The organism is Entomomonas moraniae, from assembly GCF_003991975.1.
In the GTDB taxonomy this organism is placed as follows: domain Bacteria; phylum Pseudomonadota; class Gammaproteobacteria; order Pseudomonadales; family Pseudomonadaceae; genus Entomomonas; species Entomomonas moraniae.
The window spans coordinates 575538-590015 of sequence record NZ_CP029822.1 but is presented as its reverse complement, the minus strand read 5'-3'; the positions used below and the strand labels follow the sequence as shown (position 1 = coordinate 590015).

General features: G+C 38.4%; 14 protein-coding genes and 1 tRNA gene. 13 read left to right on the top strand and 2 right to left on the bottom strand.

Annotated elements, in window-relative coordinates:
- The first annotated feature begins 6 nt into the window (after window positions 1-6).
- The 11 genes from DM558_RS02795 to DM558_RS02745 all read left to right on the top strand — a co-directional run bounded on the left by DM558_RS02795 (window position 7) and on the right by DM558_RS02745 (window position 9437).
- A complete protein-coding gene (locus tag DM558_RS02795) occupies window positions 7-696 on the top strand; it encodes an urease accessory protein UreF (protein ID WP_228411796.1) in 690 nt (229 codons plus the stop codon).
- A 32-nt stretch (window positions 697-728) separates the two neighbouring features.
- Entirely contained in the window at window positions 729-1367 is a 639-nt protein-coding gene (gene ureG, locus DM558_RS02790; RefSeq protein WP_109703121.1) for an urease accessory protein UreG, read from the top strand.
- Window positions 1364-2356, top strand: a complete 993-nt coding sequence (locus tag DM558_RS02785; RefSeq protein ID WP_164731230.1) for an urease accessory protein UreD — start codon at window positions 1364-1366, stop codon at window positions 2354-2356. Before ureG ends, DM558_RS02785 begins: the two co-directional genes overlap by 4 nt.
- A 50-nt stretch (window positions 2357-2406) precedes the next feature.
- A complete protein-coding gene (gene yut, locus DM558_RS02780) occupies window positions 2407-3402 on the top strand; it encodes an urea transporter (protein WP_127161953.1) in 996 nt (331 codons plus the stop codon).
- 16 nt (window positions 3403-3418) lie between these two features.
- Window positions 3419-4186, top strand: coding sequence for a class I SAM-dependent methyltransferase (locus DM558_RS02775; RefSeq protein ID WP_127161952.1), 768 nt, complete (start codon window positions 3419-3421; stop codon window positions 4184-4186).
- Window positions 4187-4216: 30 nt separating this feature from the next.
- A complete protein-coding gene (nikA, locus tag DM558_RS02770) occupies window positions 4217-5791 on the top strand; it encodes a nickel ABC transporter substrate-binding protein (RefSeq protein ID WP_127161951.1) in 1575 nt (524 codons plus the stop codon).
- A gap of 38 nt (window positions 5792-5829) precedes the next feature.
- A complete protein-coding gene (opp1B, locus tag DM558_RS02765) occupies window positions 5830-6759 on the top strand; it encodes a nickel/cobalt ABC transporter permease (RefSeq protein WP_127161950.1) in 930 nt (309 codons plus the stop codon).
- A gap of 2 nt (window positions 6760-6761) precedes the next feature.
- A complete protein-coding gene (opp1C, locus tag DM558_RS02760) occupies window positions 6762-7628 on the top strand; it encodes a nickel/cobalt ABC transporter permease (protein WP_127161949.1) in 867 nt (288 codons plus the stop codon).
- Window positions 7621-8451 (top strand): ABC transporter ATP-binding protein, encoded by an 831-nt coding sequence (locus tag DM558_RS02755; RefSeq protein ID WP_127161948.1) that lies wholly within the window; start codon window positions 7621-7623, stop codon window positions 8449-8451. Before opp1C ends, DM558_RS02755 begins: the two co-directional genes overlap by 8 nt.
- Entirely contained in the window at window positions 8435-9175 is a 741-nt protein-coding gene (locus DM558_RS02750; RefSeq protein ID WP_127161947.1) for an ABC transporter ATP-binding protein, read from the top strand. Before DM558_RS02755 ends, DM558_RS02750 begins: the two co-directional genes overlap by 17 nt.
- A 186-nt stretch (window positions 9176-9361) precedes the next feature.
- Window positions 9362-9437 (top strand) — tRNA-Ala (locus DM558_RS02745).
- 208 nt (window positions 9438-9645) lie between these two features.
- On the opposite strand, the gene DM558_RS02740 is transcribed toward DM558_RS02745, so the two are convergent.
- A complete protein-coding gene (locus tag DM558_RS02740) occupies window positions 9646-10671 on the bottom strand; it encodes a hypothetical protein (RefSeq protein WP_127161946.1) in 1026 nt (341 codons plus the stop codon).
- A gap of 775 nt (window positions 10672-11446) precedes the next feature.
- Here DM558_RS02740 and DM558_RS02735 point away from each other — a divergent pair.
- Window positions 11447-11770 carry a helix-turn-helix transcriptional regulator gene (locus tag DM558_RS02735; protein WP_127161945.1) on the top strand — a complete coding sequence of 108 codons (324 nt, stop codon included), beginning with the start codon at window positions 11447-11449 and terminating at the stop codon, window positions 11768-11770.
- 529 nt (window positions 11771-12299) lie between these two features.
- The gene (locus DM558_RS02730) at window positions 12300-13370 is read left to right on the top strand and encodes a YagK/YfjJ domain-containing protein (protein WP_164731229.1); all 1071 of its coding nucleotides are present in this window, start codon (window positions 12300-12302) and stop codon (window positions 13368-13370) included.
- A 118-nt stretch (window positions 13371-13488) separates the two neighbouring features.
- On the opposite strand, the gene DM558_RS02725 is transcribed toward DM558_RS02730, so the two are convergent.
- Window positions 13489-14370 carry a LysR family transcriptional regulator gene (locus tag DM558_RS02725; protein WP_127161943.1) on the bottom strand — a complete coding sequence of 294 codons (882 nt, stop codon included), beginning with the start codon at window positions 14368-14370 and terminating at the stop codon, window positions 13489-13491.
- Window positions 14371-14478 lie beyond the last annotated feature (108 nt).

Here is a 14478-nt window from a genome sequence, read left to right as displayed (position 1 = left end):
GGAAAGATGATGAAAGCCTCTGAACTTATTCGTATTATGCAGTTTGGTGATTCTGCACTGCCTATCGGTGCATTCACATTCTCTAATGGTGTCGAGGCGGCGATACAAACAGGTGTAGTCCATGATACCGACAGTCTAAAAAGCTTTGTGAGAACCGCATTAAAACAAGCCGCCGAGTGTGACGGCATTGCTTTAGTCGCAGCCCATCGAGCAGCTTTAACTGAAAACCATCAAGACCTAATGAAAATCGATTGGGCAGTCAATAATCGAAAACTCAATGAAGAAGCGCGGCTAATGACCGTTCGCATGGGTAAAAAGTTAGCTGAACTCTCCGTGCATATTATCGAAAACCCCTTATTACAATGGTGGCTCGAGCAGATAAAGACTAACAATACCTTAGGTACACAACCCGTTACCCAAGCCATTGTGATGGCAATTCAAGGTATTAAAGAACGTGATGTGGTGGTGATACATCAATACGGTATTGCCATGACAATTCTGAGTGCAGCTATCCGCCTAATGCGTATTACCCATTTCGAAACACAACATATTTTATTTGAATTAAACGAAGAAATTGAATCCTTTTGTGATATGGCGGCCTCTGGCGATATCAACCAAATGTCCTCGTACACCCCGATTATTGATGTACTTGCCGCAGTACACACTAAATCGTTCGTACGATTATTTATGAATTAATCAAAGTATACCGAGTTGATGGAGTAAATTAGATGAAAAAGATAACAAGAATTGGTATTGGTGGCCCTGTAGGCTCTGGAAAAACAGCGATTATTGAGGTAATTACCCCCATATTAATTCAACGCGGCATAAAACCTTTAATTATTACCAATGATATTGTCACCACTGAAGATGCGAAACAAGTGAAACGCACCCTCAAGGGTATTTTAGATGAAGAAAAAATCCTTGGTGTGGAAACCGGTGCTTGCCCTCATACCGCGGTACGTGAAGACCCTAGTATGAATATTGCAGCGGTTGAAGATATGGAAGCACGCTTTCCTGATAGCGATGTCATCATGATCGAAAGTGGCGGTGATAATTTAACCTTAACTTTTAGCCCTGCACTGGCTGATTTTTACATCTATGTGATTGATGTGGCAGAAGGTGAAAAGATTCCTCGCAAAAATGGACCAGGTTTAGTACAAGCTGATATTTTAGTCATCAATAAAATCGACTTAGCACCCTATGTTGGTGCAAGCCTAGATGTCATGGAAAGTGACACCAAAGTGGTACGAGGTAACCGCCCTTACATATTAACTAACTGCAAAACAGGCCAAGGGGTAACTGAATTGGTCGATATGATTATGGATAAATTCTTATTTACTCATCAATCACAAGAGCAAAAGGCATGATAGAGCTAAGAGATGAAATAAAAGATAACCCCAGTCGTACCCATGCGCATCTTCTGGGTAAACAGGCACCAGAAATGGCAGCCTTCCAAAATGAACCCAAACAAATGGATAGCGGTGCTATTGGCAAAACAGGTTACCTAAAACTACGCTTTGCTAAAGGCGAATATCGTAGCGAGCTTGTCGAGTTAGAGCGACGCGTTCCCTCCCTTGTACAAAAGGCATTGTACTGGGATGAGGAAATGCCAGACCTACCTTGTGTCACCATGATATCAACCTCGGGTTGCTTACTACAAGGCGATCGCCAAGCACTAGACATTATTGTTGAAAAAGATGCCTGTGCACATGTCACCACTCAGTCAGCGACTAAAATTCATATGATGGACGCTAACTACGCCTCACAAGTACAGCATATTACTGTAGCTGAAAATGGCTATTTAGAACTTATGCCAGATCCTATTATTCCTCATCGAACCGCACGCTTTATCACTGATACTGAGATTAACTTGCACCCGAGTGCCACAGTAATTTACTCAGAAATTTTACAATCTGGTCGCAAATACCACCATCATGATGAACAGTTCGGCTTTGATATTTTTTCATCGCGCATCAGTGCTAAATACTTAGACCAAGATAACCAAATAACGCCTGACTATAAAAAAGAATTATTTGTTGAAAAATACATTCTAGAACCTAAAAAAAGTGAGCTAAGCACCACCGGCGTCATGGGGCCTTTCGATATTTTTGGCAATGTTATCTTACTGACACCCAAAATATACCATCAAGCTATTCTAGAACGCTTAGAGGCAAAATATGATGTAGAAAATCATATCGCATTTGGTGCGTCACAACTCCCTAATGAAAGTGGCATTATTTTTAAGGCCCTAGCCAACGAGAGCCTAAAAATAAAACAAGTTATTCGCCATTTCTGGCAAGTTGCACGAGAAGAAGTCAAAGGCATTGCCCTGCCACAGCCATTTTTATGGCGATAGGCTTATTTCTTCTGCCGATTATTTTATTAAATTTTTTGAGGTAATTTTTTATGTCAGCCCCCTCCTCAACCAACGCTTGGAACAAGTTAACAGAACAAAACATCATCATCCAGTTTATTGACGTAACACTGCGTGGTTGTGGTCAGGTGATGTTTCAAAACAATCCGATCACAGGGCTACTTTTTTTTATTGCCATCTTTTTAGGTGCTTATTGGGGAAACCTCCCACAAGCAGGCTTTGCTTGCCTTTTAGGAACAGCAATTGCAACACTCACCGCCTACTTTTATGACTTGGATAAAGTTTCTTTAAGAGCGGGGCTCTATGGTTATAACGGATGCTTAGTGGGCATTGGTTTAGCTACTTTTCTAAACCCATCCTTTTATTTATGGATTGTGGTGATATTTGGCGCAATTATCTCAGTTATTGCCACAAAATCATTAGCTGATTTTCTCAAATCTTGGGGCGTTGCCGCCTTAACGGCTCCCTTTGTACTAGTCACTTGGACAATTCTATTAGCAAGCTATACTTTTTTTGGTATCAAGGGCATCTCACTCCCCCACCCAGTCACGCCTGATCAATTCACCATTACGAGTTCACAAGCTCTGCCTTACTTAAACATCCTCATCCCTGATATATTTCGAGGTATTTCTGAAGTATTTTTACTCAGTAGCATGACTGTTGGTATCATCTTTGTGATTGGGCTGGCGTTCAACTCAATTGCGGCGGCACTGTATGCTATACTCGGTTCATTTGTATCTGTTCTTGCCTCTTATTTTTTACAAGCTGATGCAAGCTCTATTAATGTAGGTCTATACTCATTCAGTGCTGTATTAACTGGTATCGCTTTAGGGTCAACCTTTAATACTCCTAGCTTACGCGTGACTATTTATACGATTATTGGTATTATCTTTACCGTGTTTGTGCAAGGTGCTTTAGATACAGCGTTGGCGCCTATCGGTATCCCAAGCTTAACAATGCCCTTTGTGTTAGCAACGTGGTTATTTCTTGTCTCTAATAAAAGTTTTATGAGCAAAGATAACCAATAAAGAAAAAGGATTAATCATGCAATCTTGTATTAATAATGAAATCCTAAAATCAATCACTGATTACTGGGATAACCGAGCACAAGGCTACAGTGAATCCAATGTGGCGGAGTTAAATAGCAATAAATCTACTCTCTGGCTAGAAACCATTCTTAGCCTAGCCCCTCAAAAAAGCTGTTTAAACATTCTTGATATCGGAACAGGCCCTGGATTTTTCGCTATTATCTTGGCAAAAGCAGGCCATAACGTAACTGCGATTGATGCTACCACAGCGATGCTTGAACAAGCTAAACACAATGCACAACAAGAGAATATTACCATTGAGTTTATGAGCGGTGACGCCCATCAACTACCTTTTGCGGATAACCAATTTGATCTGGTGATTAACCGTAACGTAACATGGAACTTAAAAGACCCACTAACAGCCTATCAAGACTGGTATCGTGTTTTAGCGCCACAGGGTCGACTCATTGTATTCGATGCTAACTGGTACCTGCACATATTCAACGATGACTATCGGCAAGGTTATTTAAATGACCGTAGTAATACTCAAAAAATGCAAGTGAGTGACCACTACGTTAATACCGATACTAAAGCAATGGAAGATATAGCACGCCAGCTCCCACTGAGCCAAGTAATACGCCCTCAATGGGATGCCAAAGTTTTATTAGATATTGGATTCAACCAATGCTATATTGATACAACCATTGGTGAACAACTGTGGAGTCAGGAAGAAAAAATCAATTACGGTTCAACCCCTATGTTTGTCATTATGGCTCGTAAATAAAATCCAGTTAAACTCAAGGAGTGGTACCTGATGCGGTTGAATGTTTTCATATGGTTAGCAATTCCACTGTTAGTCATCAGTCTATTTGTCAAAGCAGATCTGCGCGACAACCAACTGGACTATGCCAGTACTAAAGATATTGCAGACATCAACCCACACCTTTATTTGGGTGAAATGGCGGCCCAAAACATGGTCTTTGAGTCACTGGTGACGAATGCTGTTGATGGAAGTATTAAACCGCACCTTGCAAAAAGTTGGCAAGTACTCGATGAGGGTAAACGCTACCGCTTCAATTTACGCCAAGATGTTAGCTTTAATGATGGCGAAAAGTTTAATGCCCAAGCCGTTAAATTAAATATGGACGCAGTGCTTGCTAACAAAGCTCGCCACGCGTGGATGGGCTTAGTCAATGAAATTGAATCCGTTAATGTAATTGATGACTATACCGTAGAGGTCAATCTTTTCCACCCCTACTACCCCACTTTAACAGAACTAGCACTCACCAGACCTTTTCGGTTTATTTCACCCAAAGCTTTTATTAATGGCCTAACGCAAAATGGAATAACCAGCAACGCAGGTACTGGCCCTTGGATATTAAAAGATTACAAAAAGAATCAATACGCCACGTTTGTCATTAACCCTCATTACTGGGGAGAAAAGCCTAAGCTAGCTGCCGTCATTTGGCATGTAATTCCTGATCGTCAAACCATGCTGATGGCATTACAAAAAGGTGATATTCAGCTCATTTTTGGTGCTGATGGTGATATGGTGGACATGGACTCTTATGAAAACCTAGCCAATACAGGGCGCTTTACTACGCTGATGAGTAGCCCTATCGCCTCACGTACCATCGTGCTTAATAGTAAACGCCCGATTACCTCTGATGTAAAAGTTCGCCAAGCACTTTCTTATGCAGTCGATAAAGAAGCCATTGCCAGCGGGATATTAAATGACAGTGAAACGGTTGCAGATACGCTGATGGCTCGCTCCGTACCTTACAGCGATGTATCCGTTAAAACCTACACGTATAATCCAGAAATAGCTCGCAAACTTCTCGATGACGCAGGTTGGCGGTTACCTTCAGGAAAACAAATCCGTGAAAAAGATGGCTGTGAACTGCGTTTAGTTTTTTCTTATGACACAAATAATGCAGTAGAAAAAGACATTTCAGAACTTCTACAAAATGACTTTAAACAAATCGGTATCGCACTCGATATTATTGGTGAAGAAAAACAAACCTACCGCGACCGTCAAAAAACAGGCGACTTTGATTTACAATACTCTCTGTCCTGGGGTAAACCTTATGACCCTGCTTCGTTTATCGCCTCGTTCCGCTTTTCCGGTCACGCAGACTATCAAGCACAATTAGGCCTACCTGATAAAAAAGAAATCGATAACACCATCGGTAAGATTTTAACCAGTACCGATATCCAGAAACGGCAACAACTTTACCAGTGGCTATTTACAAGATTAGCAGACGAAGCTATTTATATTCCTTTAACCTACTCAAGAACCAAAGTAATTTATAGCCAAGATTTAAAAGGTGTCGACTTTAATGTATCTCAATACGAAATACCGTTTGAGAAAATGTATTTTAAACGATAACCCCTAAGAGAAATAGAAACTAGGCGTAAGAAAGAGCGATGAAGAACTATATCATACACCGTATGCTGATGATGATTCCCCTCATGCTACTCATCTCTTTTATTGCATTTTTACTGCTGAACCTTGTCCCCTCCAACCCTGCTGAGGTCGCCTTAAGAGTAGGCAATATAGTTCCCACTGATGAAGCCATTGCGTTGATGCAGCAAGAGCTGGGATTAGACAAGCCATTTCTTATCCGTTATTTTCATTGGCTATGGCAAATTCTACATTTAGATTTCGGACGTTCCTTTATCTTTAGAACCCCCGTCTTAACTGAAATTCTTAATGCCCTGCCAGCAACACTTTACTTGGCAGCTGCCACCTTTATTCTAAGCTTGGTTATTTCATTTTCCATCGCTTTTTTATGCGTTTTAACAAGAAACACATGGGTTGATAAAGTGATCCGTTGCATCACTTTTACCCTCATGGCATTGCCCAATTATTGGCTTGGGTTACTGCTGATTTGGGTATTTGCAGTGTATTTTGACTTATTCCCCGTCAGCGGGATGCTAAGCTTCAATTCAGTCCTCTTGCCAGCCATTACCTTATCTTTTGTTTACATAGGAACATATCTACGCCTAATGCGTGGAGCCATGCTTAACCAACTACAACAACCCTATGTTTTTTATGCACGTGCCAGAGGGTTGCCTGAATCACGCATCATTTTAAAACATGTGTTACCCAACGCTTTGCATACCACCTTGGTTAGTATTGGTTTAAGTATCCCAAGTTTAATTGCAGGGACTGTTGTCATTGAAAATATTTTTGCTTGGCCGGGTATTGGCCGCTTATGCGTTGCCGCTATCTTAGGGCGTGACTACCCAATGATACAAGCCTATATTCTACTGATTGCACTATTGTTCTTGGTGTTTAACTTCTTAATTGACCTATTACAACTTAAACTCAACCCCAGTTTGAGGAGACATTAATTATGTGGCCTCATTTTGTCCATCATTTAAAGAAAGACTGGTTCGCACAAGCGTGTTTAGCTACGCTCATCATCATTTTCTTAATGGGCATTTTTGCACCGTGGATTGTACCGCACGACCCGACACTGACCAATATCCGCATCAAATACCATGCAATGAGTTGGGCATATCCTTTAGGGACTGATAATTTAGGACGCTGTGTTTTCTCAAGGCTTATTTATGGTATTCGCACGACCATTTTTTATGCATTTTTCGCCATGCTACTGACCATTTTTCTAGGTGCTGTCTTAGGTCTAATCGCTGGGTATTTTCGTGGTAAAGTGGATAGCCTCATCATGCGCTTTTGTGACATGATGCTCTCATTCCCTGAGGTGGTGATGATCTTAGCCCTCGTCGGCATACTAGGGCCAGGCATTAACCATATCATACTCGCCATAGTGGTTGTTAAATGGGCGTGGTATGCACGCATGGTTCGTGGTGCTGTCATTCAATACACCCATCAAAACTATGTGCGCTATGCACAAATCATTGGCATTAAACCATGGCGTATTTTACACCGCCATATTTTACCCATGACCGCTACCGATATGATCATACTCGCCTCGACCAATATTGGTGCTGTTATTCTAACAATTTCTGCATTATCGTTCCTTGGGCTAGGCGTGCAACCATCTACTCCTGAATGGGGAAGCATGCTAAATACAGCTAAAACCGTCATGCTTTCACATCCAGAGCAAATGTTACCAGCGGGATTAATGATTACCCTCGTTGTTGTAGCATTTAATGGGCTAGGTGATTTCTTACGTGATGTTTTTGACCCAACCAATCGGTTTGATCACAGCCTTACAGCGGAAAACCACCATGCCTAGTCAACCACTCCTGCAAATTCGTGATCTCTCGATTATTGATAAAAATAACCAACAGCCTTTATTGAATAAACTGTGCTTAACTATTCATCAGCATCGTACCCTTGCCATTGTGGGAGAAAGCGGCAGCGGTAAAAGTTTATTATCCAAAGCCATTATAGGATTACTCCCCCCCACATTAACCGCCAATGGGCAAATTCTATTTCAACAACAATCCTTATTAGATTATAGCAACGCACAGCGGCAACAACTGCGTGGAAAACAGATCAATTTAATTGTGCAAAATGCCATGGGAGCCTTTGACCCGATGATGACAATTGGGGCACAGTTTATGGAGACATTAGCCTGCCACTTTAATCTCTCCTATGAAGAACAACAGCAGCGCATAGTCTCAGCACTTCAAAAAACCAAACTCGATCAAGTTCATAACCTTTTGGGTAGTCATCCTCACCAACTAAGTGGTGGCCAACTACAACGCGTAATGATCGCCTTTGCTTTAGCCCTTGAACCCACTATTATTATTGCTGATGAGCCTACTACTTCACTGGATGCAATCACCCAATATGAAATCATTCAACAACTGACACAGCTTATCAAACAACAAAACATGACCCTCATCTTCATCACCCACGACTTAAGTTTAGTTCGAGAAATTGCTGATGATATTGCGGTAATGAAAGAAGGTGATCTCATCGAATACGCCAGTAAAGAACAACTATTTAACGCCCCGCAACACCCTTACACTCGCTTTCTGTTAGAAACACGTCGTAAATTAACACAGCGCTTTGAAAAAATCATGAGTAAACCCTATGTTATTAACGGTTAATCATTTACGAAAATCTTATCTCCATACCCATGCTCTCTCTCCTAAGCATGAACATGTGATTATTGAAGATGTTTCCTTCCAAATAGAAAAAGGGCAAAGTGTTGGACTGGTAGGTGAAAGCGGCAGTGGTAAAACAACCTTAGCCCATATCATTAGCGGTATCGAAATGCCCGACAGTGGTGAAGTATTACTGGATGGCCTACCCACTAATCGTCGAAAACAACGTATTAGCGTGGTTTTTCAGGACTATACCACCTCGATAAACCCTACCATGAACGTCATGCAGGTTATTGCCGAATCGTTACAAATCAATGGCTATATCCCTAAACAACTGCTACAAGTTGAAGTTGAAAAAATCCTTGAACGTGTGGGTTTATCTTCCAAACTCATGTATCGCTATATTCACGAACTATCGGGTGGGCAAGCCCAACGTGTTTGCATCGGAAGGGCTCTGGCAACATCACCCTCACTCATTATCTTAGACGAACCCATCAGCTCGCTAGATATTCCTACCCAAGTACAAATTCTGGATTTGTTGGAAAAACTCAAATATGAGTTAGGATTAAGCTATCTTTTTATTACCCACAACATCCAAACGGTATGTTATTTTTGTGATCAAGTGCTATTTTTATACCAGAAACAGATCATTGAACAATGCATGACCGAACAACTTGCTTACGTTAAGCACCCCTATTCAAAATCTTTATTAGCATCGGCAATATAACACCAATGAGTACCTCAAAATTCTCTATAATTAAACCATTAAAAGTAAACCTCACACATAAAATAGTTCACTTAATTAGAATGATTAAAATTAACTTAAATTTCTTTACTCATTTTGAAATTCACAAAAAATAAATACTTCTTGACTTGGCCTAAACGCTTATGTAACATACGCGCAAATCAAATTGGGGCTATAGCTCAGCTGGGAGAGCACTTGCATGGCATGCAAGGGGTCAGCGGTTCGATCCCGCTTAGCTCCACCAATTAAATCAATAAGTTACAACCACCCTCTTCTTCTCTTATTTGTCAAAACCCTAAAAACACTTATTTTCGTTGCCAGTTGGTTACCACTTGTGATTGGCTTCAATTGTATTTTATTAGTATAGGTTAGACAGTGGCTGTTTTTCTCTGTTTGGTTATTTTATAACGAATTTCAGAGCTATACCAGAAATTCGCTTTAGTTAGATTTCTTTAGTCCTTTTTAGAAAAATCCACCTTTATAATGTTACTTTTTATAATTTCATGATCATAAGCCAGTTGTATAATATGCTCTATGGTATCTTGTAGATTGGTTTTATAATGCTTTCTGAGTTTTTCTAGCTGTTTCTTGGTTTCTTTACTCATGCGTGTATTTAAAGGGGGTATTTCTTGCTTACTTTTTTGGTATTTGTGTTGAGCAAATTTTCTGCTTATCTTTTCTTTGAAATCTTTTTTATCGCGTTCGTCAAGGATGTCAAAGAAAAGATAAATAAATTGGTATTGTTCATCGGCTGTAGCGGGATTGAGTTCATTTAATTGTTGATATGACCATTCAAAAGAATCATGGCGTTGCCTTCGTTTATCTCTAGGCTCTGTGTCATTGGCTGCAAATGAATTTCTGATATATTCATATCCCCACTGACAAGCATCTTTGTCCTTTCTATCTAACCATCTAAAAGGATTAGCATTGTTATTTTTATTGGTGTTTCTATTTTTATTCCATATTCCTTGAATATACGTTAGGTAATCGATTTTATCTGACGTATTCACGGGTTGTAAATCAAGGTAGGCTATAATTAGTTCTAGACGCTTTTGGCTTGATTCAGCAGATACCGTAAGCCTTATATCATGGTAGTCTAGCCATTTTTTTGGCTTTACAAATGACAGATTCGATAGGTCTACTGATAAAGTATCATTTCGAATAGTCAACCAAGTATAATAACAAGCCCTTTCATCGCGTTTTAACCAATCAAATTCGGACTCAGGTAAAAGCTCTGCTTTGCATTCTCTAACTTTTCTGACAAGCATTCCATTTGCATCCTCTTTGCTATACCTTATCATTCCTATTTCATGATCAATATAACGCATCGCTTCATCCATAAACAATACTGGATCATGAACAATATTAATATCAAGAGGATACTCATCTGTCGAAAGGTAGGACAAAAGTTGTCTTCTGACACGAATATTTTCGAGTTCTTTGCAGGGATAAGGGGAATTTGAAACTTGATTATTCATAATAAAAAAACTCCAATTTATATCTAAAAGTAATAATAAAAAATGAATCGTTTATGTTATTTACAATCTATTTTTCACATAAAACAATATTATTTATGTGTTATTTAGGTATATATTTTTATAGTTTTTATAAATTATTTCATTTAGTTAATAGATATAATGGATACTACGATGGTTATCGTACCATAGGAGATAATTTTTTACTAGGGGGGAAGTTTAGTGAAGTAGTAAAATGCAAGCTGACTGGCAGGCTATTTATTTTTAGTAACTGTTTTGTTAGTTACCTTTTATTATTATTTTAATTTTTTATGACATTCTTTAATGAAAGTAGTTAGCCTCAGAATAAACTTGCTTGCTAAACCGTCATTAATTTATTTCATGATCAGTTTAGCAGATTTAAGTATTTTAGACACGTACTTTTTAGTTAAGTAGAAAGAGAAAATCTAGCGCTATGGGCAGGTATTTATTTTTTAGAGGGAATTTATAGGGGAATGTTTATGTGCTAATTTGTTTATTTCAGTACAGGAGTATTTTTAGAGCAGGCAGTAGGCTGTGTGGTGTATTTTTTTATGATTGGAAGGATCCTTTTGTTAGGTAGGGTTGTTTGTTGGTGTTGTTAGGTAAATTAAAAAAATAATTTTTCTTCAGAAAATATGAGCAAGAGATCAGTAGTTTTTAAATTTTAACAAGATTTGATAAGTATCAGTTAAAACCGGCTGTTTCTTCTCCATTCGTTAATTCATTAACGAGTGATTAAATCATTTAGGAGAAAACCATGAGCATTTCTTTACAAGTAACATCAACCGTAGTTCCATCCCCTGCCCCTATTCTGGCTAATAACTCTACCATCTTAGCCGAGTTAATGGTTTTACGTATTCAGCAAGTGGCTGAGAAACTCAGTATCGGCAAATCGACCATTTATGATTGGTTGAACCTTAAATCGCCTCGTTATGATGAAACTTTCCCTAAGCCTTTTAAGTTAGGTGGTAAGGCCATTGGTTGGTTATCCTCAGAAGTGGATGCTTGGTTGCTTAATCGCGTAGCATTGACACGTGTAACCGATCTAACTGAAGTGGAGATGGAGAGTGATACACTTTGATAGCAGCATGTTATTTGCTATTTTTTAAATGATGGCAATCATGTCCATTAGGTAATGTGTGTGTTTCTAGGTTAATTCTCTCTTTCATCAGTGTTATTCAGTCCCTCTGCTAAAGCAATAAAGTCCTTCGCCATTGATTCTATTTTTCTTTGCATAAATATCATGATTTCGGCTAACTTTGGTTAAAGTATAAAAATGCTATTGCCGAGCACACTCGTCAATCAAAAATTACAGGTACCGAGCCCTGTCGGTAATCAGTAAAAATAAAACCAAGGGATTATATGTTATTAGTCGTTACTATATTGGTAGTTATTATATTAGTCGTTAATATCAATAGTTATTATCAGTTCTTAATATAAGTTCTTAATATAAGTATTTAAATCACTTATGACTTAGTTAATATTCCTTTACTAAGCATTTAAATGACTGATGACTTAACCATTGAATGCCTATTATTTAGAGAGAATTTATAGTCCTACATACACCTTACCTAGTAATGATTATTTTTTTATTATTAACAGGTAATTTTATGAAGTCCTTATCCAATACCTTTAGTTATACCCGTAAAATAAATCAAAGACAACGCTATCATCCTTATTACGCTGAATACTATAAACAACAAGTTTATTTAGCTCATCAACAAGTAAGGCTTTATAAAGCTGTTAAACAGTTAATTGATGGCAATCATGACAAAGTACCTCCGATTGATTCAAACCCTCATCATGAGCCTATAGAGAGTAATAGAGTCTATCTAAATCCAGAGCATCCCTTTTATACCTTAATAGAGGCTTATAATGATTTTGATGAAGATTATTTTTATTCAACCATGGGTATACGGTTATCGCCCTATGTACAATTACTGCTAATGTGTGATGGTTTAATCAATATTAGAGAACAAGTGGAATTAGACAGCCATAGAGGACAGCTTACCATCAATGCATTAGCCCTACAGGATATCTATTGGTTAATTGATGCAATGCATATGAACAGCCAAAGTCCTAGCTTTAGAAGAACGCTCAGCCAATATTATCACGATACAGGCTATACGGACCATTTAAGGCAGTATAGCCGTTATATTGAAGAGCTATTTGATCACTACCGCAGAGTATTAGTTATTCGACTAGATCTAGGTTATAAAGAACATATTACCGATAATCATTGCTCATACGATGCGTTTAGAGCAGATATGGATTACTTTATCAATCTCATTACCAGCAATCCTGTCTTTAAAGATCTGGTAGGTTATATTTGGAAATTAGAATATGGTAGTGATAAAGGCTATCATGCGCATTTGCTGCTCTGCTATGACGGTAATAAAAGAAGAAGTGACTACCACATTGCTAAACAAGTAGGTGAGCTTTGGCAGCATCATATCACCCTTGGCAGAGGCATGTACTACAACTGCAACACCAAAGAACAAAAGGAAAGCTACAAACATTGTTATTTGGGAATGTTACATCGTAGTGAAAGTAATAAAATTAATTGGATGATTGACTATGGGGTTAGCTATTTACTTAAAACCGATGAATACCTAAGACTGATGAAACCTGATAATCGGCGTATCTTGGGGAGAGGGATTATTAAGGTAAAAAATAAATAATTCTAGATAAGCGGATTAGGAGCTATTGATTGGTAGTCAGCAATAGCTCTTTTGTGCCAATAGCAGACATATGAATTTTTCATTTTTTGAATGGAAGGTCCATTACACTATTTATTATCTAACACCTTAGCGCATCTATTACTAATTTAAAGACATTTGAATGCCCTTTACGGCTTGGGTAATAAATGTAAAAAGGATCATAAGTAATAGCAAACTCTTCTAATAATTCAATTAATTTCCCTGTGGCTAACTCATTTTCTACCTCAGTTTGACCAAGCCAAGTAATACCTAAGCCATCTAAGACTACTTGTTTACGCAAATGATTGTTAATGGAAAACTGAGCGTAAGGATTATATTTTACTATATTGCCGTTTTCTATAAATTCCCATGGAACTTCTGCACCATGATGTGCTGAAATTCTCATGCCTATTAGACGATGCTGATCTAACTCGTTAATTTTTTTAGGCTGAGTTCTTCCTTTTAAATAATCAGGACTAGCAACTAAAGCCATCTTTAAGGGGGGAGAGATTTTTACTGCAATCATTTCCTTAGCAACATCTTCACCTAAACGGCAGCCCATATCAAAGCCTTGTTTAACTATGTCAGCCCAGCTATTATCAGATTGGATTTCGACTCTGATTTGTGGATAAAGAGGTAGAAAATCTCGTAATTTAGGATAGATAATATTTTCTACTGCAAGGCTTGGTGCATTAATCCTGATAGTACCTGATGGTGTATTAAGAAAATCGCCTAATGCACTGACTTCTTCGATGACAGAACGAAATAAAGGGGCAATTTGTTTATATAGCTGCTCACCTGCTTCAGTAAGTGAAACATTGCGTGTAGTGCGATTAAATAAACGCAAATTTAATCGAGTCTCTAAACTGCGCATGCTATGGCTCAATGCTGACGATGAAATTCCGAGTAATCTGCCTGCTTTTACAAAGCTGGTAGTCTGCGCAATAGTGATAAAGTAATTTAGCTCATTAAAATTATACATAATTATATTATTAGTGAATTTAATTCACTTCACTATAAAACAATACCTAATTTATCTCAATAACAGTAATGTTTAAAATTACCACATAAATAGATAATCACGTGGTAA